This is a genomic window from Alteromonas sp. 009811495, from assembly GCF_028865455.1.
GTDB lineage: Bacteria > Pseudomonadota > Gammaproteobacteria > Enterobacterales > Alteromonadaceae > Alteromonas.
Map to the genome: position 1 here is coordinate 3,384,876 of NZ_CP113972.1, position 24,181 is coordinate 3,409,056.

Annotated in this window: 24 protein-coding genes; 13 read left to right on the top strand and 11 right to left on the bottom strand. The window is 44.4% G+C overall.

Annotated elements, in window-relative coordinates; all coding sequences use genetic code 11:
* Positions 1 to 148 precede the first annotated feature (148 nt).
* The 8 genes from OZ660_RS15345 to OZ660_RS15380 all read left to right on the top strand — a co-directional run bounded on the left by OZ660_RS15345 (position 149) and on the right by OZ660_RS15380 (position 6,169).
* Complete coding sequence (locus OZ660_RS15345; protein ID WP_274741507.1) at positions 149 to 850, top strand: 5'-methylthioadenosine/adenosylhomocysteine nucleosidase; 702 nt, start codon at positions 149 to 151, stop codon at positions 848 to 850.
* The gene (locus OZ660_RS15350; RefSeq protein WP_274741508.1) at positions 851 to 1,798 is read left to right on the top strand and encodes a cobalamin biosynthesis protein CobD/CbiB; all 948 of its coding nucleotides are present in this window, start codon (positions 851 to 853) and stop codon (positions 1,796 to 1,798) included.
* Between the two features lie 49 nt (positions 1,799 to 1,847).
* On the top strand, positions 1,848 to 2,762 hold the full coding sequence (locus OZ660_RS15355) for a cobalamin-binding protein (protein WP_274741509.1): 915 nt from the start codon (positions 1,848 to 1,850) through the stop codon (positions 2,760 to 2,762).
* A gap of 49 nt (positions 2,763 to 2,811) precedes the next feature.
* The gene (locus tag OZ660_RS15360; protein ID WP_159626595.1) at positions 2,812 to 3,216 is read left to right on the top strand and encodes a rhodanese-like domain-containing protein; all 405 of its coding nucleotides are present in this window, start codon (positions 2,812 to 2,814) and stop codon (positions 3,214 to 3,216) included.
* A gap of 76 nt (positions 3,217 to 3,292) precedes the next feature.
* Entirely contained in the window at positions 3,293 to 3,733 is a 441-nt protein-coding gene (locus tag OZ660_RS15365) for a DUF2721 domain-containing protein (RefSeq protein WP_159626593.1), read from the top strand.
* Between the two features lie 54 nt (positions 3,734 to 3,787).
* Entirely contained in the window at positions 3,788 to 4,360 is a 573-nt protein-coding gene (locus OZ660_RS15370) for a GNAT family N-acetyltransferase (protein ID WP_274741510.1), read from the top strand.
* 21 nt (positions 4,361 to 4,381) lie between these two features.
* The gene (locus OZ660_RS15375) at positions 4,382 to 5,716 is read left to right on the top strand and encodes an NAD(P)/FAD-dependent oxidoreductase (protein ID WP_274741511.1); all 1,335 of its coding nucleotides are present in this window, start codon (positions 4,382 to 4,384) and stop codon (positions 5,714 to 5,716) included.
* Between the two features lie 99 nt (positions 5,717 to 5,815).
* Positions 5,816 to 6,169 carry a DUF1428 domain-containing protein gene (locus OZ660_RS15380; RefSeq protein ID WP_159626587.1) on the top strand — a complete coding sequence of 118 codons (354 nt, stop codon included), beginning with the start codon at positions 5,816 to 5,818 and terminating at the stop codon, positions 6,167 to 6,169.
* Positions 6,170 to 6,251: 82 nt separating this feature from the next.
* Here OZ660_RS15380 and tyrS read toward each other — a convergent pair whose 3' ends face one another.
* Positions 6,252 to 7,451, bottom strand: a complete 1,200-nt coding sequence (tyrS, locus tag OZ660_RS15385; RefSeq protein ID WP_274741512.1) for a tyrosine--tRNA ligase — start codon at positions 7,449 to 7,451, stop codon at positions 6,252 to 6,254.
* Positions 7,452 to 7,860: 409 nt separating this feature from the next.
* Here tyrS and OZ660_RS15390 point away from each other — a divergent pair, with 409 nt between their 5' ends.
* From OZ660_RS15390 to OZ660_RS15400, 3 genes are all read left to right on the top strand, one after another.
* Positions 7,861 to 9,186, top strand: coding sequence for an OapA family protein (locus tag OZ660_RS15390; RefSeq protein ID WP_226432210.1), 1,326 nt, complete (start codon positions 7,861 to 7,863; stop codon positions 9,184 to 9,186).
* Positions 9,187 to 9,192: 6 nt separating this feature from the next.
* Positions 9,193 to 10,392, top strand: a complete 1,200-nt coding sequence (locus OZ660_RS15395) for an anhydro-N-acetylmuramic acid kinase (protein ID WP_274741513.1) — start codon at positions 9,193 to 9,195, stop codon at positions 10,390 to 10,392.
* 141 nt (positions 10,393 to 10,533) lie between these two features.
* Complete coding sequence (locus OZ660_RS15400; RefSeq protein WP_274741514.1) at positions 10,534 to 11,655, top strand: alkene reductase; 1,122 nt, start codon at positions 10,534 to 10,536, stop codon at positions 11,653 to 11,655.
* A gap of 61 nt (positions 11,656 to 11,716) precedes the next feature.
* Here OZ660_RS15400 and OZ660_RS15405 read toward each other — a convergent pair whose 3' ends face one another.
* Positions 11,717 to 12,163: an SRPBCC family protein gene (locus OZ660_RS15405; RefSeq protein ID WP_274741515.1), complete on the bottom strand. Its 447-nt coding sequence runs from the start codon at positions 12,161 to 12,163 to the stop codon at positions 11,717 to 11,719.
* Between the two features lie 149 nt (positions 12,164 to 12,312).
* The gene (locus OZ660_RS15410) at positions 12,313 to 14,115 is read right to left on the bottom strand and encodes a trans-sulfuration enzyme family protein (RefSeq protein WP_274741516.1); all 1,803 of its coding nucleotides are present in this window, start codon (positions 14,113 to 14,115) and stop codon (positions 12,313 to 12,315) included.
* A gap of 153 nt (positions 14,116 to 14,268) precedes the next feature.
* Between OZ660_RS15410 and OZ660_RS15415 the strand changes: the two genes are divergently transcribed.
* The gene (locus OZ660_RS15415; RefSeq protein WP_274741517.1) at positions 14,269 to 15,270 is read left to right on the top strand and encodes a D-2-hydroxyacid dehydrogenase; all 1,002 of its coding nucleotides are present in this window, start codon (positions 14,269 to 14,271) and stop codon (positions 15,268 to 15,270) included.
* 20 nt (positions 15,271 to 15,290) lie between these two features.
* On the opposite strand, the gene OZ660_RS15420 is transcribed toward OZ660_RS15415, so the two are convergent.
* The 4 genes from OZ660_RS15420 to erpA form a co-directional block, all read right to left on the bottom strand.
* A complete protein-coding gene (locus tag OZ660_RS15420) occupies positions 15,291 to 15,863 on the bottom strand; it encodes a glutathione S-transferase family protein (protein WP_202262342.1) in 573 nt (190 codons plus the stop codon).
* 41 nt (positions 15,864 to 15,904) lie between these two features.
* Entirely contained in the window at positions 15,905 to 18,130 is a 2,226-nt protein-coding gene (locus tag OZ660_RS15425; RefSeq protein WP_274741518.1) for a xanthine dehydrogenase family protein molybdopterin-binding subunit, read from the bottom strand.
* Positions 18,130 to 18,615, bottom strand: coding sequence for a (2Fe-2S)-binding protein (locus tag OZ660_RS15430; protein ID WP_202262344.1), 486 nt, complete (start codon positions 18,613 to 18,615; stop codon positions 18,130 to 18,132). Before OZ660_RS15430 ends, OZ660_RS15425 begins: the two co-directional genes overlap by 1 nt.
* A gap of 250 nt (positions 18,616 to 18,865) precedes the next feature.
* Positions 18,866 to 19,210 carry an iron-sulfur cluster insertion protein ErpA gene (erpA, locus tag OZ660_RS15435; protein ID WP_159626566.1) on the bottom strand — a complete coding sequence of 115 codons (345 nt, stop codon included), beginning with the start codon at positions 19,208 to 19,210 and terminating at the stop codon, positions 18,866 to 18,868.
* 198 nt (positions 19,211 to 19,408) lie between these two features.
* Here erpA and OZ660_RS15440 point away from each other — a divergent pair, with 198 nt between their 5' ends.
* Positions 19,409 to 20,227 (top strand): polyphosphate kinase 2 family protein, encoded by an 819-nt coding sequence (locus OZ660_RS15440; RefSeq protein WP_274741519.1) that lies wholly within the window; start codon positions 19,409 to 19,411, stop codon positions 20,225 to 20,227.
* Positions 20,228 to 20,245: 18 nt separating this feature from the next.
* Here OZ660_RS15440 and OZ660_RS15445 read toward each other — a convergent pair whose 3' ends face one another.
* The 4 genes from OZ660_RS15445 to OZ660_RS15460 all read right to left on the bottom strand — a co-directional run bounded on the left by OZ660_RS15445 (position 20,246) and on the right by OZ660_RS15460 (position 24,107).
* On the bottom strand, positions 20,246 to 21,235 hold the full coding sequence (locus OZ660_RS15445; RefSeq protein ID WP_274741520.1) for a GGDEF domain-containing response regulator: 990 nt from the start codon (positions 21,233 to 21,235) through the stop codon (positions 20,246 to 20,248).
* A 9-nt stretch (positions 21,236 to 21,244) separates the two neighbouring features.
* Positions 21,245 to 22,060, bottom strand: a complete 816-nt coding sequence (locus OZ660_RS15450; RefSeq protein WP_202262347.1) for a glycosyltransferase family 2 protein — start codon at positions 22,058 to 22,060, stop codon at positions 21,245 to 21,247.
* A complete protein-coding gene (locus OZ660_RS15455) occupies positions 22,057 to 23,010 on the bottom strand; it encodes a glycosyltransferase family 2 protein (protein ID WP_202262348.1) in 954 nt (317 codons plus the stop codon). Before OZ660_RS15455 ends, OZ660_RS15450 begins: the two co-directional genes overlap by 4 nt.
* Before the next feature lie 452 nt (positions 23,011 to 23,462).
* Positions 23,463 to 24,107, bottom strand: a complete 645-nt coding sequence (locus tag OZ660_RS15460) for a sugar transferase (RefSeq protein ID WP_202262349.1) — start codon at positions 24,105 to 24,107, stop codon at positions 23,463 to 23,465.
* Between the last annotated feature and the right edge of the window lie 74 nt (positions 24,108 to 24,181).

The window sequence follows — 24,181 nt, forward strand, 5'->3', positions numbered from 1 at the left end:
TGTAACGCTTCCCCTAGCCTTTGTTGCTTTGTTATTTTCTTACTCTCAAATAACGGTAACAAAGGCATTTTTCTGTCAGTTTCGTTTTATTCCTTATACAATTAACGCACTCGCGTAAAACGTATTCCTAAAACCTATCGGTAGCATTATGAATAAAATTGGTATTTTAGGCGCAATGGACGAAGAAGTTGCATTGCTAAAAGCCTCATTGGATAACCTCAAAGAAACACAATGGAAACACCTTACATTTTATGAGGGACGCTTAAGTGGAATGGATGTTGTGTTGGTCAAGTGCGGCATCGGCAAGGTAGCTGCAGCTATAGCGACTGCGGTTCTTATTGAGCAGTACGCTCCTGATGCTGTAGTTAATACTGGCTCTGCAGGCGGTTTTGATAAAAATTTGAATATTGGCGACTTAGTTATTGCTAGTCACGTTATTCACCATGATGCCGATCTTACCCACTTTGGGTATAAACTTGGTCAATGTGCAGGCATGCCTGAAGACTATCGCTGCGACGAGCAACTAATGACTGCCGCTGGCCGTGCTGCGGCGGATATTGAGAATCTTCAATCTACCACAGGCCTAATTTGTACTGGTGACGCTTTCATTGGTAGCGATGAAGCCGTAGCAGAACTTCGCGCTAACTTCCCTGACATGAAAGCGGTGGAAATGGAAGGTGCAGCAATTGGACAAACCTGTCATATGCTAAACACCCCATTCTTAGTCATTCGATCTTTATCTGATATTGCGGGTAAAACATCATCGGTAAGCTTTAAAGAATACCTCGACACTGCAGCCAAACACTCTGCACAGCTTGTGATGGCAATGATTAAACAACTTGCCAAATAAATGAGTGACTTAATTAGCGGCATTCACTATCAGTCGCTACTTATTTTATGGCTCGCCATTGCCATTGACGCAGTCTGGCAATGGCCCGAGCGTACCCACCCACTTACTTTTATGCGCTACCTTGTTCGTCAAATGGGGCATAAAGTGCTCCCGTCATCGGATTTTGGTCCTACTCAACACTATATTTCGGGCGCCCTCGCTGCACTTGTTTTACTTACGCCGTTAATTGTGTGCTTGGCAATACTCGTCTATATGGCCCAGTATCCCATTTTCTTTGAAGCGGTGATCATGGTTGTCATTCTCGACTTCGGGTATCAGCGACAACAGTACAAAAAAGTACTAGCCAATGTTGGGCGAAATAAAAAGTCTTTGGCGCGCGAAATGGTTGCCACAATTACGGCAAGAGAATGCGACCGTCTAACAGACATCGGCATTGCAAAAGCGGCTATTGAGTCTCTATGGCTTAAGTTTCTCTATCTGTACTGTGGAGTTATATTCTATTTTGTAGTGGCAGGGCCAATTGGCGCATTAATTTATCGATTGCTATTGCTAACCTCTTGGCAATGGCATTATCGCGACAATGCAATGAAATATTTTGCGCTTCCCGTAAGAAAGCTAGTGGCAATTTTGGTGCTCCCTCCAGCACTATGCGGAGCACTAACAACCTTGCTCGTTAGCAATCCTATACGTTGTGTTAACGCCATAAAAACTGCCACGGCAAGAGATAAAACATCGCTCCTTTTAGCGCTTTTCGGTGGGGCCCTTAATATCAAGCTGGGAGGCCCTGCTATTTATGCAAATAAAAAGTACCGATATCCAAGAGTTGGCGGCAGCCAAGACGTGAGATATTCACACATGCTGTTAGCACGTAATACGGTTGTGTACGCCATGATTGCATTTGGCGCACTGGCCTCTTTGTCTCTTATTGTATTGGTTAAAATACCGTAATGGGCGGCATGATACGCTTTCATTCAAGGCTTAAATTAGGGAAACTTTTGTGATTTCGCAACTAACGCTATTCGTTGTTCAATTCTTTTTTTTATGCATAGTGAATACATCTAGCGCAGCGACTGATATTCATCGCGAAGCCTTTGATGCTGCAAACAATGCCGCCACGACTAATATCGACAACGCAGCGAAACACACTCAATCACCGTTACCCGAAGACTATAAAATAGTGAGCCTTGCTCCCCACCTTACCGAGTGGGTATACAGTTTAGGGCTCGATAAGCATTTAGTTGCAGTAAGTGATTACAGTGACTTTCCAAAGGAAGCAACGCTCCTTCCTCGCGTGGCTGATTATCAAGGTGCAGATATAGCAAGCATAGTTGCACTACAGCCCAATTTAGTTCTTGCTTGGGATGGCGGTAATAAGCCTCAGGATATGAACAAACTTGTTGCACTGGGGCTCAATGTTTTTAAAAGCAAAATTACCACTATTGACGATATTCCAGCGGAAATAACTCGTCTTGCTAACCTGACACACACTCAGTCAAAGGCAAAGGAGCTAACCGCGCATTTCAATACTACGCTTGACGAACTACGAATACGGTATAATTCGACTGCGCCCACATCGGTTTTTTATTACTCGTGGACCGCACCGCTAATGTCAATTGGTTCAGATGCGTGGGCAAATCAATTGCTTAAAGTCTGCGGTGCGCAAACCACCTTTATTGATAGTCCTGTCGATTATCCGCAAGTTTCCGTCAAAGATGTCCTCATTAGGCAACCCAAGGTACTGGTTGCAGCAAGTAAATCATCAAAAGATGTATTGGAAATATTCTGGCACCCTCATCGCGAACACCTTTCAGCCCCACTTATTGTAGTAAACCCGGATGTTACGAGCCGCTTCTCACTTCGTATAATTAATGAACTAAAAATACTGTGCAAAGGTATAAACGAAAACGCATAAGCGCTATACTAAAGTCGAGTCTTAGCGTATAGGTGAAAATGGAAACGTAATGAAATTTGTGGTTGCAGGCTTTCTTATTGTGGCAAGTGTGGCACTTTTTGTGTCGCTTCAGTGCACCGCAAAAGCATCGTCCCAAGCTTCAGTTGCAGCATCTCCCTACCTCATAGAACGCGTCGCTAATAATGATTGGTTACTGATTGATGTACGTTCACCTCAAGAATTTGCCGAAGGACATATTCCGGGCGCCATAAACATGCCTCATGAAAACATTAATGACTACGTTAATGATTTGAAAGACCATAAAGACAAACCCATTATTATTTATTGCCGCTCTGGGCGTCGAGCTAAACTTGCTATGAAAGTACTTGAAGAACTCGACTTCTCTGAAGTTATGCACCTTGAAGGCGACATGTTAGGTTGGAGCGCAGCAGGTATGTCAGTCGACCGCATGTAGATTCTCTCTACATGGTTGTGTGCATTAGTTTTGGCTGTGATACACTTTTTGACCTTCTCTCATTTTGTGAACTGTGATGAAAATAGATATCGCTACACCAGCTATGCTGTTTCCAGCAATTTCCTTGTTGCTTTTAGCTTACACAAATCGCTTTTTGACTTTAGCAACAATCATCAGAAACTTCTCAAAAGAAGAGCGCGACGACAATACACTGGCACAAATTAAAAACCTTCGCTTGCGTATTCAGTTGATCAAACGCATGCAAATCGCAGGGGTTGGAAGCTTCTTTTTATGTGTAGTATCAATGCTTGCTATTTACCTCACTTACCAACAAGTGGGTAACTGGGTATTTGCAGCAAGCTTGGTATCATTGCTTTATTCACTTTGGATGTCTGTGCGTGAAATTCTTATTTCTGTCGAAGCACTAGACGTACACCTTGATGGCATGAAGCATGCTCATAAATCGGGTAAAAGCGCAGTAACCTCAGATAAGAAACGCGTAGAACATATACAATAACCCCTTTGTTACAATTCAACCCTACAACACGCAAGATTATCCAAAACAAGACATATGCAAAACAAGACACACATTGAATATGCCCCGTTGGCCAATTCACACTTCGACGGTGTTATTGAGTTAGGTAACGCTGTTCATGGAGACAACTATCTCACCGATGAACTCATTAACGACTACTACAACAAAAGCTTTCACAATGAGATCAATGCTAGCTGGGTAGCGTTGCACAATCACAAGGTGGTAGGTTTTAGATTGACCTTCGCACATAGCCAATGGCAAGTGGATAACTGGTGCACTCCCTCACTGTGGCAACTTGATGCAGATAAGGTGTGTTATTTTAAGTGCAACACCGTATCACCTGATATGCAAGGTACTGGCATTGGCAGCGCCTTGTTAAAGAAATCGATTGAGCGCGCAAAGGCACAAGGTGCACAAGCTGGTTTAGCGCATATTTGGCTTGCCAGCCCCGGAAATAGCGCGTTTAAGTATTTTTCAAAAAATGGCGGCGAGCTTATTAAAAAGCACCCTAACAAGTGGCGCTATATCTCTATTCACGAAGGTTACGATTGTCCAGTTTGTGACGGCTACTGTGAATGTGAAGGTGCTGAAATGCTGCTGCGTTTTTAGTTGTTTGGTGCCCAAAGCAATATGCAATACGACCCCCTCGTTTCCAAACATGTGCAGCCCTCGTTGCCTGCACCTACTACTTATTGGCACAGTACCCATAATTGCGTGCACTATGAAGCACTCGCCCGCGATATCAATACTGAATACCTGATTATTGGCGGAGGCTATACAGGCTTGTCAGCGGCAATCACGCTGGCAGAAGCGGGAAAACATGTTGTACTTATTGATGCACACTCCGTAGGCTTTGGTTGTGCCGGTCGCAACGGCGGATTTATTCTATCCGGTAGCGGACGTTTATCGCTAAGCGCAATTGAAGACAAATGGGGAGAAAGTACGGCAAAGGGCATGCAGCAGGAGTTCGAGGGCGCTGTTGAGTTACTGCATAAACGTATTGCACGTCATAATATGCAAGTTGATTTGTGCGAAGGCCCATATTTCAAACTTGCCCACTCTGCAAAACACGCAAAGCGACTGCACCATGCAGCATCAGTACAGGCAACAAAATTTGGTGCAAAAAGTACATTGCTTAGTCAAAACGACGTTGAACGTCGGTTTTCAATAAATAGCACCTATGGCGGTGTAAAAGTAGAGGGAGCATGCCTACACCCTTTAAAACTTGCAGACGAATATGCCAAAACAGCACAAGGCTTAGGCGCCCAACTCTACTACAACACCCCGGCCCTCGACATCCGTAAAGCGGGTTCTACTTATTTGGTGAAAACACCATCGGGGAACATTCGCTCAAACAATGTCTTAATTGCAAGCAACGCCTATACACCCAAACAGTTTCATAACGCAGTAGATAACAAACAGTTTCCTGTACAATCGAGTATTTTTGTTACTGCACCACTGACCCAAAAACAACAAGCGGAAACTGGTTTAAGTACTCCAATGAGCTTTATGGATACGCGTATGATGAAATATTACTATCGCGTATTACCTGACGGGCGGCTACTCTTTGGCGGGCGCGGTGCAGTATTAGGCAAGCACAGCGAGCATCCCAGTGAAAAGGCCCGCTTGTATAGAGCAATGATTAAGAGCTTTCCGGCCCTTGAAAGGGTTGCAATGACGCACTTTTGGAGTGGTTGGGTGAGCGTGTCACTTGATGATATGCCAAGAATATTCATTGATACAAAGAACAATGACTCGCTTGGTTATGCCATGGGCTATTGTGGCTCAGGGGTATCGTTTGCTGCGTTTTCAGGGATGCGCTTAGCTCAGCGCATGCTGGGCAATGAAGATATTGATTTATCACTTCCTTTATATCAATCGCCGCTTCCCACTTTTCCATTTGCTACCTTCCGAAGAGTGGCATTAAGAGGTCTTTATCAATGGGCCAAAATTGCCGAGCGTTAAAAACGTACTATCGCTAGCCGCACGCTCACTTTTTAAGCTATCTTATTAAACAGCAATTCAAATTCACCTTCCTCGTCATTGAAAACAAGGAGTTTTGCCATGTCTTATATAGATGGATTTGCGGTCGCAGTACCTAATGAGAATAAAGCGTTGTATCTGGAGCATGCCACACTAGCGGGTGGTATTTTTAAGGAATATGGAGCATTAAAGATTATTGAGGCGTGGGGAGATGATGTTCCTGACGGAGAGGTAACCTCGTTTTTAAAGGCGGTACAAGCAAAAGAAGGCGAAACGGTAGTATTTTCAATTGCTTTTTGGCCGTCAAAAGCCGTTAGAGATGAAGCATGGAAAAAGGTGATGGAAGACCCGCGAATGCAAAACGATGAGAACCCCATGCCATTTGACGGAAAGCGGCTTATCTATGGTGGCTTCGAGATATTGCTAGAAATCTAGTTCGTTGATTCAAGTAAGTAAGAAGCCATAAAAAAAGCCCATCGTTAAGATGGGCCGTATTTTTGAGCGTTTTTGCAAATGCTTAGGCCAGTGTAATACGTGCGAATTTACGTTTACCTACTTGGTAAACATTCTCGCCTTTTTCAGTAATCACTAAGCGAGTGTCTTCCACTTTATCGCCATTAATTTTTACTGCGCCTTGCTTAATCATGCGCATTGCATCAGAAGTAGAGCCTACCAACTTTGCTTCTTTTAACAGGTTTCCAATGGCAATACCTTCATCGCCCAGCGCAATTTCCACTTCCGGCATATCGTCTGGAATTGCATTTTTTTGGAAGCGTTGAATAAAGTCCTGATGGGCGCCTTCAGCGGCAGCGTCGTCGTGGAAGCGCGCAATAATTTCTTTGGCCAACATGATCTTAATATCACGTGGATTTTCGCCATTGGCAACACGCGTTTTAAGGTCAGCAATTTCTTCTAACGGACGGAAACTCAATAAATCGTAATAACGCCACATCAAATCATCAGAAATTGACATTACTTTACCGAACATATCGTTTGGCGCATCAGTAATACCAATATAATTGTTCAGTGATTTTGACATTTTCTGAACGCCATCAAGACCTTCTAATAGCGGTACCATTACAATTGACTGCTGCGTTAGACCTTGCTCTTTTTGTAACTCACGACCCATTAGCAAGTTAAAGCGCTGATCAGTACCACCAAGCTCAACGTCTGCTTTAAGTGCAACTGAGTCCCATCCTTGAACAAGTGGATACAAGAACTCGTGAATAGCAATAGGCTGGCCATTGTTATAGCGCTTTTTAAAGTCATCACGTTCAAGCATACGCGCAACGGTTTGACTGGCAGCAAGCTTGATCATTCCCGCAGCGCCGAGCTGGTCCATCCATTCAGAGTTAAAACGAATTTCTGTTTTATCTTGATCAAGAATTTTGAACACTTGTTCCTGATACGTTTTAGCGTTCTCTAATACTTGTTCTTTGCTTAAAGGCTTGCGCGTTACATTTTTACCTGTAGGATCGCCAATAAGGCCGGTAAAATCACCAATAAGAAAAACGACCTTGTGGCCCAGTTGCTGGAAAGTGCGCAACTTATTGATCAAAACTGTGTGACCAAGATGCAGATCAGGTGCTGTTGGATCAAAACCCGCCTTAATCGTCAGGGTTTTGCCGGATTTTAGTTTTTCAATTAAATCCTCTTCGGGGAGTATTTCATCAACACCCCGTTTAATCTCAGCCAACGCTGTTTGCCAATCTTTCATTTGTAAGTCACACTCTTTGATAAGACTAAATTCAATTTTGGCCGGCATTTTACGCGTACAACGGAACCATTAAAAGGTTTTGACGTCAAAAACCGGATTACAATGCGTCATGTGATAGAATGAAGTTCTATTTAGGCGAATTGACTACTCTTATTCAGCCTTGACTGCGGTCAGGACTGGAAGATTGGGGTGGGAAGGGCTGGAACAAACCCTCCACCGCATGGATGCGGTGGCGGAGCCCCCATGGATGGGTTCACGGCGTGTTTGTGGAAGCCCTTCCCTCCCCAATCAAAGCAGGCTGATTCAGCCTCGAGCGTTTCGCGAATATTTATAACGAGAAAAGTTGCATTTTTAAGCAACGTATGTGAAATAGTGTTGTGCACGTAACATTTCTCAGGTGGGCAGTAGTATGAGAAAGACAGTAGACGCCTCTAAGGCGCTAAATCTATTCAAAAAATTACCAAAGCAGCATAGAACTGGGTTAGCAGTGGCTAGTTTATTTCTAGGCGGACTTATTCTTTTGCCGTCGGAATCGGTCGAAGCAAGCCGTCATCAAGAAGCACATATTCTTGATGCGGGTGTACGCTATCCGGTAGAGCTGCATATTACGCCTTCTACAGATGTGTTTAGTGGCGAAGAAGAGTCTAGTTGGCAAACGTACAAGGTACGCAGTGGCGATACGTTGGCTAAACTATTTAAACGTGCAGGGTTTACTGCACGAGACGTTTATAACGTTACCCAAGCGGGAGAACTAGCCAAAACACTTGTTACTTTACTTCCTGGTGATGAGCTGTCATTTAAAGCTAACAGTGACGGTGGTTTTGGTGAACTTAAATATAAGCTTTCGTCTACTGAAACCCTTTTTGTTCGCCCAAGCACTGAGGAAAACGGCAAAACGTTAACCGCTGAGCTAGAGAAACGCGACGTTGATATTCGATATAACTTCGCTCAAGGCGAAATTAATTCAAGTTTCTGGAATGCAGCGGTCGATGCTGGCCTTACTAGCAATCAAATTATGAACCTCGCTGGTATTTTTGGCTGGGATATCGATTTTGCTATGGAAATCCGTTCTGGCGATACCTTCAATGTGGTATTCGAGGAGCAGTACATCGATGGTGAATTTGTTGGCTATGGTGATATTGTAGCGGCGGAATTTACCAACCAAGGCGAGCAATTCAGCGCTATTTTGCATGAAGATGGCACCTACTATACGCCTGATGGTCGCAGTATGCGCAAGAGCTTTTTGCGCGCCCCTGTTAATTTTAGATATGTGAGTTCAAACTTCACGAAAGCGCGCTTCCACCCTGTGCAGAAACGCTGGAAAGCGCATCGCGGTGCTGACTATGTGGCCGCAGTGGGCACACCGGTTATGGCTGCTGGTGACGGTAAGGTAATTAAAGCCGCATACGACAAATACAATGGTCATCACGTGTTTATTCAGCACGGTGAAAAATATACGACCAAGTATCTTCATTTTAAGAAGCGTGCAGTGAAAGTTGGTGATACCGTAAAGCAAGGTCAAACCATTGGCTATTTAGGTAGCACAGGAATGGTTACCGGTGCCCATTTGCATTATGAATTTTTGGTTGACGGTGTGCACCGCAACCCTCGTACTGTAGAGTTGCCCAAGGCACTGCCTATTGCCAAAGAAGAGCGCGAGCGCTTTATGGAAATTGCCAACCTTCGACAAGAGCAACTCGATAACAACAAGCGTATTATGCTTGCTATGAAATAGCGTGTAATGGCTAAATATATTGGCCTGATGTCAGGTACAAGCATGGACGGTGTTGATGCCGTCCTATGCGAAATATCGCCCTCCACCTGCACAACCCTTGCGGCTCATACTGTCGAGTACCCTCAAGAATTATTACTTGCACTTAATGCCCTTTGTAGCGAAGGGCCAGACGAGCTAAACACTTTAGCCATTGCTGATAGGCTTGTGGCAGAAACTTTCGCTCAGGCAGTATTAGGGCTGCTTAATAAAACAAATCTATCTGCAAACGATATTACGGCTATTGGCTCACACGGACAAACCGTGCGCCACCAACCTAAAGGTAAGGTGATATCTGCCCATTTTAGTACTGAGGCCTTACGCGGCTTCACCTGCCAAATAGGTGACCCAAATACGATTGCCGCGCTTACCAACATCGACGTAATTGCCGATTTCAGGCGCAAAGACATTGCTTTAGGGGGCCAAGGTGCGCCTCTAGTACCCGCTTATCACAATGCCATATTTTCCCATGATACCAAGTACCGCGCACTGGTAAACATAGGGGGAATTGCCAATGTGTCGTTATTACCTCCCAAATATTCGTCAGAACCAGTTCGTGGTTTCGACACAGGACCAGGCAATACGCTGATGGACAGATGGATTTCGCTTCATTTAAACCATAATTTTGACAAAGATGGGCAATGGGCAGCCTCTGGCAACGCAAGTACAGCGTTACTCGATACACTTTTATCTGATAACTATTTCACTTTACCTGCCCCTAAAAGCACGGGCAGAGAGTATTTTAACATTGACTGGCTGAGTAACAGCTTAGGCAATTTTTTTGAATCCGCACCATCGAATTCACTCCCCTGTGTTGGTGGAAATATGCAACCTGTTGACGTACAAGCTACGTTACTCGCGTTCACGGTTAAAACTATCGTTAATGATATAAAAGCGCATTTACCTGAGCAAAACGGCGCAAATGAGCAAAGTGAAGTGATAATATGCGGTGGCGGAGCATTCAACAATGCACTGATGTGCATGCTTAAACAACAGCTAGCGCCATTTCAGGTCAGTGATAGTTTCTTTCTTGGCATACATCCACAGCACGTAGAAGGTGCTGCCTTTGCGTGGCTTGCCCATGCGTATCTACACAACATCCCCGGAAATGTAACAGAGGTCACGGGCGCATCGCGTCCAGCGGTGCTCGGTGCACTGTTTAAAAAGTAGTTTTTCGTTTCAAGCCCCGTCATTAGAGCATGCTGACCTTTTTTATATCAAAACGCGCTAAAAGCAGCGCTTGAATCAATCCAATTAGTGTCTATCTCTGTAATCACATTAACTTTGACTAACAAAGATATAGGACAACTAATGACAGACTCAGTACTTTTTAAGCCTTTCGATTGGGCTGGCCAAACATTGAAAAATCGAATGGTGCTTGCCCCACTAACACGAGGTCGCGCTGGACCTGACCGTGTACCAAACAAGATTATCGGCGATCACTATGTTCAGCGTGCTGAAGCAGGCCTTATTATTTCAGAAGCAACATCTATCTCTGAAGAAGGGAATGGTTGGGTTGAATCGCCAGGAATTTATACCGATGCCATGGTCGAAGGTTGGCGCTCGGTTGTAAGCCGCGTTCACGAAGCGGGCGGAAAAATGGTATTGCAGTTATGGCATACGGGGCGTGCATCGCACAGTGACTTCCATAATGGCGATTTACCTTTATCGGCGTCTGCAATAAAAATTGAGGGCGATGAAATTCACACCCCAAAAGGTAAAAAAGAGTACGAAGTCCCAAGAGCCATGACACTGGATGACATTAAGCGCACAGTCGCAGACTACAAAAAAGCAGCTATTAATGCGAAAGCTGCAGGTTTTGACGGCGTTGAAGTGCATGCTGCAAATGGCTATCTAATCAATCAGTTCCTTGACAGCCGAAGTAATCAACGAGATGACAATTATGGTGGCTCACTTGAGAACAGATACCGCTTTTTGTCTGAAGTTATGGATGCGGTGCTAAGTGTATGGCCGGCAGAACAGGTTGGTGTGCGTCTATCACCAAATGGCGTATTTAACGACATGGGCGCTGATGACTTCAGAGAAACCTTCACCTACGTTGCACAACAACTTAATGCGCTCAAGGTGGGATATTTACACGTTATGGACGGACTTGCCTTTGGTTTTCACGAACGCGGTGAACCAATGACATTGGCCGAGTTCAGAGCGCTTTTTGATGGCATGCTAATTGGTAACTGTGGCTATACAAAAGAAGACGCGGAAAAACGCATTAGTGATGGTGACGGTGATATGGTGGCCTTTGGCCGACCGTGGATAACTAACCCAGATTTGCCTACTCGTTTTGCAAACGATTACCCATTAACCGCTTTCGATGATCCTGCTAGCTGGTATGGAAATAGCGTAGAAGGCTACAATGATTTCACTACTTATAAAGAAGAAACTGGCAAAGATGCACTTGAAGCATTAAGTTAAGTGCATTAGTTAAAAAAGGTGGGGCCTTGCTCCACCTTAATTGATTGACTGACTGAGTAAATCAGTTAAACCCTGTTTTCTGATTGGCTAACACCGCCAGTTTTTCAAGACACGACATCCAGGCATGATTGTGCTGCTCACACTCTTCTTTGTTAGCAAAGCCACTTTGCACTAGCACCAGCCTTACATATCCTTCTTCAGTCTTTTCAAAATGAATGTCTACCGACGTCATCACAGAGTCTTCTAAGTCATCTTCCCACGCCCACGAAAAGGTCAATTGCTCATTGGCCAAAATCGTCGTGTATTCCCCTGTTAATGACATTTCCACACCGCTAGGCTCCATCAGCTTAATGCGGTAACGCCCCCCTTCTTTAAAATCACTCATGATTTGTGTCACAACGCAATCGCCTGGCGCAAACCATTCTGATAAATATTCAGGTTCATGAAATGCCGCAAAAACAAAGGGTAATGATGCATCTAATGTGACATCTATTTTAAACTGGTGCATAGCGCTGCCTTAATAACCGTGAGCAAAAAAAATCCCGAGCCCGCGTAAGGAAAGGCCCGGGAGAAGGAGTACATCCTCATTGTAATTATCGACTACCGCTTTAATTACTTGAGTATAAGTACAGCAGCGAGTATTAAGTGAGATTCGACTTAGTCATGTCCTTTCATCAGTGATGCCATACTTGGCTTACTACCAAAATGCTGGGCACACACGCGCTCACTAACGCTCAGATATAAGGTGTCGATGTCATCCATGGCCATAAACTTGTTACAGAAACCGGGGGCATGAGGTTCGATAAAGTGTTTCGCCGCCAACATGAAATGCGCAATAAGCTGTTTAACGTTGTCCGTACCCATCGCAATACGCATGGTTGTAAGCTCGATACCCGCTTTTTTTTGCTCTTCTGTACTTAATTCAGAATGCGACGTTAAGGCAGGGCAAAGTATGATGGTGTTGTTCTGTCCAATACTCACTTGGTGACTAAAGGCGGGCTCTAACGCATCAAAGAAACGCGTAAACACATCTCGAGGTAAATTCGCTGGTGCCATGTCAACTGTGAATAGCGTGCAAGGCCAACCGTGTGTATGCTGTTTTTCACGCAGGCCCGCGTTGCTGTGCTGTGGCAATGCATGACAGTTAACGCGAATTTGTTCGTGCGCATTAAGGAAAGAAGTAAACACCTCGGTATTGATGACCTTTGTCATCATGCGCTGTTCTAGCGTCTTCATACCGTTAAGCACATCAAAGGCTTTTTCTGAATCTAAGAATGCGCCCTTGATGTAGTACACATCCCAGAACATGGTTTCAGACCAATCTACCCCATTCATGTTACTGCCTTTGGGCTGGAACATTCTGTGGCCTTCGCCGATAACAACACCAGCAGTAGTCGCGCCGCTACCACATAAGTCTTTGGTGTAGCTGTGCATAACATAATCGGGTCTTGCTGCTTTGTTTTTGTGCTGAAGAGGCTGATGCAGCACAGGCGTCGCTAGCGTCGAATCGAGCATAACCAGCGAGCCTTCAGCGTGCGCAAGCTCACAAATACCTGGCACATCGAGTACGTAGCCATGTGGGTTACATGGCGACTCTAGATACACATGCATACGAGCGCCGTTGTCCAAACGCGCAGCATGTTTCTTTTTGGTTTCTTGCATAAATTCGGCAAAGCTTTCTTTGTCGTAACCATCAAACCACGCGATTTGAATATCCATTCGATTACTACGAGCAAAATAATCATGCAGTAATTGATAGACACCACCATACACATTACGCGATACAATCAATACATCACCATGACTCAATACGTTCGACAAACACGCATCAATTGCAGCCATGCCTGAGTTAAAGTTCCACGCTAAATACTCTGCAGCATAAGGGCCTGCTTCCATATCAACAATCGCGTTTGCCAAAGAGATATTTGTTGGGTTGAGAAGACGCGAATAAATTTGGTGAGTAAACTCTTTACCCTGAAAAGCGTCATCTACCCATTCGGTACAGGCATACACGTAAGTCGCCGTGCGCACCACAACAGGGGTTGCTGAAAACAATGCAGTAACGTTATCAAACAGCGGGTAATGACCTTGCGAACCGTTGCCACCAGATAAACTCTGATAGGTTGCTCTAAAGGGGTTTTGCAGTGTGTCTAATATTTTCGCTATTTGGAAAGAAAGGAACTTTTTGGCGTTAAAATAAGCTACTCTGTCCTCTTTATCGAGTTCTTGCAGTGTATTGTTGGTAATGTCCCACAATTGCATCACACTTGATTGTGCGCCGTACAAATGGTGTGCGGTATTAGCAAGCGCTTTGCCGTAATCACTTGATGCATCGATACCAAAATGAGAAAGCTGTTCGGCCACCAGTGCCTCTGTAGTTTCGGCAACAGTAGTGTTACGTTTTGGTGATAGCACTTTAGCGTGTGCAACGTTTATTGAAGACTGCGTAGTAGACTGCATAGTTATTCCGTTAATATTGATACCAACTCGATGTATTACACATCAATTCATTTACAAAAATGTAAAACTTAAATCACATTATTAGAACAACCTTGCGCACGAAAAGCGCTGACTAATTAGGAAAGAAAAGTTTACTCTGGGAGAAAAAAGCGAATGAATTCAGGCGCTGATGCATGCTTATCAGTCACCATTTTAAGTGATGAAGCCCACGATATTGCAACTGCAATTTCAACGCAGTTAAGTGAAAGCAACGCGACATCCCACAGCCTGGCAATGGGCAAGAATACAAAAATTCATATTGAAAAAATTGCTATCTCACCTAAGGAAATTGAACCTGAAGCCGTAAATATCTTGCTTGCAGATCCCGATTTAGCAGCTGAGATAATTGAGCAATGTCATAATATCAAATGGTGTCAGTCGACATGGGCAGGTAATGCACCTTTGCTGCGTGCGAGTAAAACCGACTACACCCTTACCGGCCTAAAAGGTATTTTTGGTAAACTAATGCGCGAATATGTATTTGCTTATTTGTTGGAACACGCCAGAAACACATCCATGTTTCGCCAAAATCAACAGGCGCAACCACCGAAGTGGGAAGCCTCGCCACGTATACCATTGCACGGACAAACCTTGGGGATCCTTGGACTTGGCAGTATTGGCAAAGCACTTATCCCTGTAGCACACGCCTTTGGAATGCGTGTTGTAGGGTTAAGTAGAAGTGGAGCTGCTGTTGATGGTGTACACGCCATGTACACGCAAGAATCAGCAGTGGAGTTTGCAGGCCAAGCTGATCATCTTGTGAACCTTATGCCTGATACGCCACAAACTCAAAACTTCATATCCGATGACATTTTAAAGGCGCTAAAATCACACAGCGTTTTCATTAACGCAGGGCGCGGAAATGCAGTAGATGATGAAGCCTTGATTAAGTGTTTAAATGCAGGAGATTTAAAACACGCGGTATTAGATGTCTTTAAACAAGAACCCTTACCAAAAGACCATGCATTTTGGATACATCCAAAAATAACGATTACTGCCCACACCGCAGCTGAATCTCAGCCATCGGATGTCGCCAGTGTCTTTCTAGAAAATGCCTTTCGCTACCTAGCAAGCGAGCCATTACTTTATCAGTTCGACTTTGATAAAGGTTATTAACCCGCTTGTAGGCGCATTTATTATCCGCGAGGGTCGGTAGCGGTTACTTCAATACGGTGGTGGTGCTTTTCATGAAACTCGAGCAATTGGGGGTAGTTTTTCATATCGTGAAGCTCTCGAAAAAGCACCCAATCGACCATAGAGTACAAACATATTTCAGGGTAGGTCCACGTACTAAACCCGCCAGCATCAAGCTGCTCACAGAGACTTTCAAGCACCGCCTCAATGCGTTCTCGCTGAAGCGTAAAGTACATTTTGTCTTGGCTGATATCGAAGTCTGAACGCTTGAGCAGCATCATTTGAACAAAAGAATCATTTGCCGCATCAATAAGCGTTAGCTGATTCTCTTCTTCCCACGTAAGGCCATCTAAATCGAGTTTATCAGCCAGATAATTATAAATGACGCGCGAATCAAAAATCATCTGCCCGTTGTCTTCTAAACACGGCACTTTTAACGTGGGATTGCGGGATGCCAACAGCGCACGATCTTCCCCAGAAAAAATCTGCAAATTAAGAAATTCATGCTCTGTTGACGCCAAGATAATGCGTATACGACGCACGTATGGTGATGTGGTAGAACCGTACAGTTTCATAACGTTACCTGCTCATTATCGAATAAACCAATACACACCATTTAGGTGCGCATTGGCTGGATTGGTAGATTTCTATGACGCGTACCTGAAGCATGATAGATGGCATTACTTAGCGCTGGCGCAAACGGTGCCATACCGGGCTCACCAAGTCCTGTGGGCTTTGTATCTGAGTCGACAAAATGCACATGAACTTCAGGCATGTCACTAATACGCATAACGGGGTAGTCGTGAAAGTTGCTGTTTACCACTGCACCGTCTTTAAACGACACTTCACAGTACTTAGCCAATGAGATCCCCATCGCCACTGCGCCCTCTTGTTGCGCCGCAGCACCGTCTTTGTTTAGCACTTGTCCGCAGTCTACAGCAGAATCCACACGAAGCACTTCAAAGTCATCTCCTTTCATACGCACATGCACCGCCATGGCTATGTATGTCTGAAAACTATAATGCACCGCTATACCGATCCCCTCTCCCTCAGGCAACGTCTTTCCATAGCCTGACTTTTCAATGACTAAGTCAAGTACACCTTTAGAGCGTTTTACTTGTTCAGCCTGTTCTGGGTTAGTATTACTATCGTATAAACGATGCAACATTGTCGCGGTATCTATACCGGCTTTCTCAGCCAGCTCATCAGTGAATACGCCATAAGCAAAGCCCCAAAAAATAGCATAAACTGCTCTGTACCAGCCAATACGGGTGTGTGCTGGCGCTAAACCAGACTCGCTGCGTAAATTGGCAATACCATAAGGGTGGTTCTCTATTTCACTCATGGCATTCGCGGGTGCAAATTGCACTGAAGGGTCAAATAACGTGTTTATTGAAGGGAAAGCGGCACGATGCAGCCAACCTGTGACATTGCCATCCTTATCTAGCGCCGCTTTAATATGTTGAGCACTGTTTGAATGGTAAAAGCCGGTTCGCGTGTCTTCTTCTCTCGTCCATGTTAGCTGTATGGGTGTTCCCACCGCCTTTGATATAGCCGCGGCCTCTTGCACGTAGTCACACTTGAACTTCCGTCCAAATGCACCGCCACTAATCATGACATTAACCTTTACCGCTTTCTTATCGATACCTAAAAACTGTGAAAGTACTGATTGAATATCGTCAGGACTTTGTGTGGATGCCCATACCTCACAAGCAACATCGCCTACCGACACAACACTGGCATTCGGCTCCATCGGAGCATGGACTAAATGCCCTTCGGTAAATGTCGCCGATAGGGTTTGGTCAGCATTTTCAAAGGCCGATTCTACATCCCCTCGCTCAGCAATTTTATTCGCGGGCTTTTCAACGTTTTCAACTAACGTCTTCATGTAGGAGGTGGTGTCGTAACTGCCGTGTACGCCTCTATCCCACTCTACTTTTAATTTTTCAACGCCTTGTTGTGCAGACCATGAGTTATTTGCGACCACAGCAACGCCACCAAGCGAACCAAATGGCACTTTCATAGGCGCAATCTCGACCACCGCGGTAACACCTTGCACTTTCATGGCTTCAGTTTTGTCTACCGACTTCAATGTGCCGCCCATCACGGGACAATGCACAATGGCGGCATATTGCATTCCTGCAACTTTGGTATCTACACCGTAAACGCGCTTACCTTGTACGACTTTTGATACATCATGGCGAGGCAAGTGGGAGCCGATATAGCGAAAATCAGCCTTTGACTTCAGTGTTGGATTTTCAGGTGTTGGCATTGTTGCAGCAACACTTGCCAACTCGCCATAACTTAATTTCTGATTTGTGCTCTTGTTAATAACAAAATGATTTTGAGCATAGCAATTGTCAGGACTTGTATTGAATGCCTTGGCTGCCGCAGCCACCAGCATTTCCCTAGCTACAGCACCAGCTTTGCGCATGGGTTCATACATGGTTCGAATACTGGCAGAGCCTCCCGTCGCTTGGCTACCGTATTTGTCTTGGTTGCCTTCAGCCTGCTCGACAGTGACTTTCGACCAATCAGCTTCCATTTCATCGGCCACTACCGACGGTAAAGCAGTACTGATCCCCTGTCCCATTTCACAACGACCGCAGTAAATAAGCACACTGCCATCTTGTTGCAAATGAATAAACGCATTGGGACTAAATTCTGCCGCTTCCATCTTACTCGCGTTAACATTAAGCGAAACACCGACCATGAGCCCACAGCCCCCAATCGCACTTGCCTTCAAAAACTGACGGCGATTTAACGATAATGGCTTTACGGTATATGACTGCGCTTGTTTTTCGCGCTGGGTAATAAGCAAACTTTCGATATCTGCACGCATCACGACACCTCCTTGGCCAAATCATAATTTGCCAACTCACTTGCCGCGATGTTTATCGCCTTCTTAATACGCTGATAAGTGCCGCAACGACAAATATTGCCTTGCATCGCATTATCAATGTCCTGCTCACTTGGCGTGGCGTTGTTAGACAACAGGCTTGCCGCATTCATTATTTGGCCAGCTTGACAGTAACCACATTGGGGGACGCCTACTTCAACCCAGGCTTTTTGAAGCGGATGAGAAGCATCTTCAGACAATCCTTCAATGGTGGTTATTTTGCGCCCTGCCAGTGCGCTAACAGGCATTACACAGGCGCGCGTAGCTTGGCCATCAACGTGAACTGTACAGGCACCGCACAAACCTTTTCCACAACCAAACTTGGTGCCAGTAAATTCCAATCTATCGCGTAAAAACCACAATAGTGGCATGTTATCGGGGACATCAATAGGGTATTCGGTCCCATTGACGAACAAGGTTTTGTTCATGTTTTTTCCTTTTTGCCTGTTGTCGCATGTTGATGCTTGTAATTATATTGTTAACTTAGACAAGTTAAGGAGTGAAGACAATGCACTTTATCGGCAAGACAGGTCAATTGACCCAATAGAAGTTCAAAAGCGGTAAGGCAGTATTGTCAGCAAGGCGCCAACGATAGTAATAAACAAAAAGGAAAGTGAGAACATGTCGGCATGGCGCAAGAAATCACCATGCCATAGAAAGGTATAAGCGTTTTAAATGCTAAACGCTGAAGCTTGCACCACAACCACATGTTGTTGTGGCATTAGGGTTTTGAACAAGAAAACGTGAGCCTTCAAGGCCATCGACGTAATCAACAACGCCACCAACAAGATACTGAAGACTCATAGGGTCAACCACTAAGGTTACGCTGTCTTTTTCGATGGTCATATCACCTTCATTGACTTTTTCATCGAATGTAAAGCCATATTGGAACCCCGAACAACCACCACCTGTTACATAAACACGTAGCTTCAAATCAGGATTTTCTTCTTCTGTCACAAGGGTTTTCACTTTTGCTGCCGCTGCATCAGAAAACTCAATTGGCAACGCCGTTTCTACAGACATACCCACCTCTTAACCGGACTTAATGTGCTAACGCACAAACACTATGCGCAATTATCTAATACTTGACTAATTTCATCAACTATTGGGGCGAAACTTAATGAATCAAGAGTGAAGGCAACGGATTGCACTCCCCTTAGTTGGCGCGGGGCTGAAAAATGTTTACTCTAAACGTCTGCTCTACTTAATAATGAACAAACAATGGAATCTAGTACAGCAAGTGCGCCCCCCGTATTATTCGATGACTTCCCTGAATCGCAATTCGGCGACAAGGAAGACTATAAGCAAGCCTTAGCGTCTATCCAAGAAACGCTTTTTCACGTCCAGCAGGCCTATTTTCATCAAAAGCGTCGCGCCTTGATTATTTTTGAGGGCTGGGATGCGTCAGGTAAGGGAGGCACAATTCGACGTATTACTGAAAAACTAGACCCACGGGGTGTACATGTATTTCCCGTTGCTAAGCCAGCAAAAGAAGAACAAGACAAACACTTTCTCTATCGGTTTTGGCAGCAAATTCCATCACCGGGCTCACTAACGTTATTTGACCGCTCACACTACGGACGCGTGCTCGTTGAGCGCGTGGATAGTTTGGCCACACAAAGTGAATGGCAAAGGGCGTATAGAGAAATTAACGAGTTTGAACGTACACTTTGTGATAGCGGAGTTCGCGTCATCAAACTTTACATGCATATCTCAGAAGAGGAGCAAAAAAAACGCTTTGAAGAGCGTCTTCACAACCCTTTTAAACGCTGGAAACTCACAGAAGAAGATTTACACAACAGACGCAAGCGAAAAGACTACATTCAGGCTATTAATGACATGTTCGTCCAAACACACACCAGCCATGCACCATGGCATATTATTAACGGCGAACACAAGTGGCAAGCCAGGGTGGATGCATTGCGCTATATTGTCGATATGCTCTGTGAAGGTGTTGATATCACACCACCACCACTGGATGACAAGGTTATTGAGCTTGCTTCTCAACAGCTTAATGTTAACAGAGCCCATTTAAAATGAATTCCGTCTGTAAATCCATTAGCCAAAACTATAAGCCACTAACGGCGACACAGGTTGTAAGGTAGCCTTTTTGACTGGAGTAACTCGTGCTGTTGCTCCTGTCGAAACTCGGTTTTTACCCGTCGCCTTTGCATGGTACAGCGCTTTATCGGCTTGTTTGATCAAATCGACAAACTTGATAGCTCCTTTCTGCTTCGTTGATGCAAGTCCTATACTCACCGTTACCACACCATGATTAGCGTGTTTGTTGGTAATGAGCAAATCTTCAACAGCTTGCGTCATGCGATGACCAATAAACTCTGCATCTTCTAACGAGGTTTTGGGCAGCAAAATCAAAAACTCTTCGCCACCAAAGCGCATTACACAGTCAAGAGGCCTTCTGGCATACTGACTTAACGCGCCTGCCACGGCCTTAAGCACTTTGTCGCCGTCAAGGTGCCCATAGGTATCGTTGTACTTCTTGAAATTATCAACATCAACCATCAATACCGACAAACTCGCTTTTTCGCGATTCAGCTGTTTAATCAATCTCGGTGCATTTTGCATAAGAAATTGACGATTGGGTAATGACGTTAGTTGATCTTTACATGCTAAAGACTCTAGGTGACGCTCTTTTGCCTTAACGCTAATTTGATGCAATATCCGCATTTTTAAGACATCGGCTTTAACTGGTTTAGCAACAAAGTCTGATGCACCAGCAGTCCAACACTGTTTTTGTAACTCACAATCTTCGTCTGCGGTAAAAAATATTATCGGAATATCTTTAGAACGACTGCACTCTCGTAATTTAATGCAGGCATCTACACCGTTTACTTCAGGCATGTGATAGTCCATCAATATGACATCCGGCGTTTCATGCTTTTGGCAATATCGGATTGCTTCTAAGCCATCATCAACATAGCTACAGTCAAACTCTTTACACAACATACCAATAAGCGTAGCGCGAGCCAATGCATCATCTTCCACTATCAGCACACTGTATTTTTTTGCTTTTGCGCGGTTATGCATAACTTACTCCTACACTGGTTTGGTTGTTGTAACGTTGTGCTTTACCGTGTTTGCTGTCGCGCTAACACGAATACCAAGTTTTTTTAAAAAGGCACCTCGAATACGCGCTAATAACGCTCTCAGCTTCACAGACTTGCCCACTATAAAGTGACCGTCACCTTGATACTCGTTGAGTGAACTAGCACAGGGATAATCATTCAATGCCATGGGTTTGTTCGCCAGTTTTTCTACCTGTTGTGGCGTTCTCATCGGGTAACTGCGCGACACAACAAAATCCTTTGACACCGATGTTGCCCATGCAGGAATACGTGATAATGAAGACTCTTCCCACTTGCGAACAGGGTCGTTGGTGAAAAAGCGCGGTTCGCTTTTGTTGACTGAATAGTATTTACGGCGCTTCACAATCGAGGCATTTACATTTTCGCTCTCAAATTCAGTGACTTCTTGATTAGTTAAGTAAAAACGTGCCACCCACACATTCATTGCGTTCTTGTTTGCCAACAATGCGCTTTTTAAATCCCCCTGTGGTGACTCACTGAGTAACTCATCTGGGTGTAACACATACCACCAGTCTTCGTTTGTATACTCGTTGTGATAGCGGTTATAAATACGATTAAGCAATCCGCGGTTACTTGGCTCGTCTGTTTGTCCGAAAATGACGAGCTCTTTGAAACGAGATGCCATTTCATTTACCAACTCCCAGCTACCATCTGTAGAGTGATTATCGTAAATATAAATTCTATGGCAGAACTTCATCGCGTACAGCAGCGCTTCTTCCACTATATCAACGTGATCTTTTATCAACATGATTGCATTGATTTTCATGCCTGCGACTCCTTGCGAAGAGCGGCGACCGCGTTGCTTAATAGCGATTTGGCCGCGTGCAGTTTTACCAGTGTAAACATTGCCAAGTAATAGCGCGTATAGTGTTGGCACATGGGCATGGTCAAAACAGACTTTGCCATATGACTATTGCCGTTTTTGATAAACGTTTTCGCTGCATTTAGCCCCTGCACTGCACAGTATCGCTGAACACTTTTAAGCATTTGAGCAGAATAATTGCCTGCCATCACCATTGAGTACAATCGCTCAGCTGAGGAATAATTACCGACGGGAAACAAGTCTTCTACACCTGGGTTATGACACTGAGTATGACAGTGCATATGAATGTTTGGGCTATATGCAATAGTGCCATCAAGCGCAGCTTGCAAAATAAAGTCTTTGGGCACACGGGTATGCTCACTTACTGCAAACCCACCAAGGGCCAAAAAATTGCTCCTTTTCACCATCATAGAAGATACGGTAAAGGGCAAATCTCCTAGCGTTGCCATTTTGAAAAAGTCAGTCAGTAAATAGCCGTTAGGATTTACCGAGTTTAAGTAAATGTCAGCGTCTCTCAGTGTGCCATTATCGCTCATGCACTGATAACGAGTAGCGAAAACATCTGAGGTAGGATACTTCTCTTGAAGCTGGCTCATTTCATGCGTAAAGAAGGGAAGCCATTCATCATCAGCACCTAGAAAAGCCACATAATTGCTCTTTGCAGCCATTGCACCTTCGTTTCGCATTGTTGCAATACCGCAACCAGAAAGTTCAACCACGTTTAGATTTTCGACATTCAAATTGCGAACAAGCTCAACGCTGCCATCTGTCGAGCCATCATCGACAACAATAATCTCATTCACTTTCAGCGCTTGACGCTGAACGCTTTTGATTGCTCTTTCTATGTTTTGCACTTGATTGTACATGGTGATAACAACAGATAATGCTTTCATGTTGATTACTTCCTACTGAGAACACTGACTTACAAGGTATTCAGCAAAGGAAGTGCCAATTCATAAAAAAACTTATATTTCAAAAGCTTAAACACAAACCAGCACACAAATCATTATGCCGAGGTTGTGATTTTCTCATTTTGCACAGCAAAATTTTATGCATTTTGCAAAACACAAGAAACGCTCGAAAAGCAGGATACAGAAGAGAGTGCGCCGCTCATTCGATTTCAGATCTGCCTATAGAAATAACGAATGAAAAGAAAAAAGGAAAACAACGGACGGGATTAACGAGCGGTATTCAAAAGCGCAAATGGCAAAATATTTTCAATAGTACTAGGCGATACAGAATGGGTTGGAAGGAAAGTGAGAACTCGGATAATCGCTGAAAAATAAAAAAAGCAGCATGCTGATAAACAACATGCTGCTTAGGGCAACCAGCGCACACAAGGAGATTAGTAAGCGCCTCTTGCAGTAACAACAGCGGGAACGGTGGCCAATAAAATTTTTACATCGAAAAACCAGCTTTGTTGCGCAATATAGGTTTTATCAAGCATTAACTGCTCTTCAAACGTTGTATCAGCGCGGCCTGACACTTGCCATAAGCCGGTTAAACCTGGTTTACAGTTAAGACGTACAAGTGTTTCTGTATCGTATTGTTCGTACTCAGACGTAAGATGCGGGCGCGGTCCTACCAACACCATATCACCCGTTAACACATTAAATAGCTGAGGAAGCTCGTCGATAGAAAGTTTTCTAATAACACGGCCAACACGGGTAATACGGGGGTCACTGTACATTTTCTGACAAATGCCTTCTCTGTCACTTTTCATTTTTGCTGCCACTTCCCATTGAGGAGAGTCTGGCGTATACATTGACCGAAATTTAAAACACTTAAATTGACGGCCTTGTTCACCAACTCGAGTTTGTGAAAAAATGAGCGGACCGCGGCTTTCCAATTTTATTAGGGTTGCGACAATGATAAGTAGCGGAGATAAGGCAACTAATCCAAGTAGAGCAACTATCTTCTGTGCTGCAATAGGTAACCCTTTATGATTGGTCGCATTGTGGTTAAACTTTGTAGATACCGTTTTCATCATCTTTCTCCTACTAAGACACTGTCTGTGTGCCTAAGAAAAATACTGCTGTTGATTACAAAGTACGTTATTGTTGC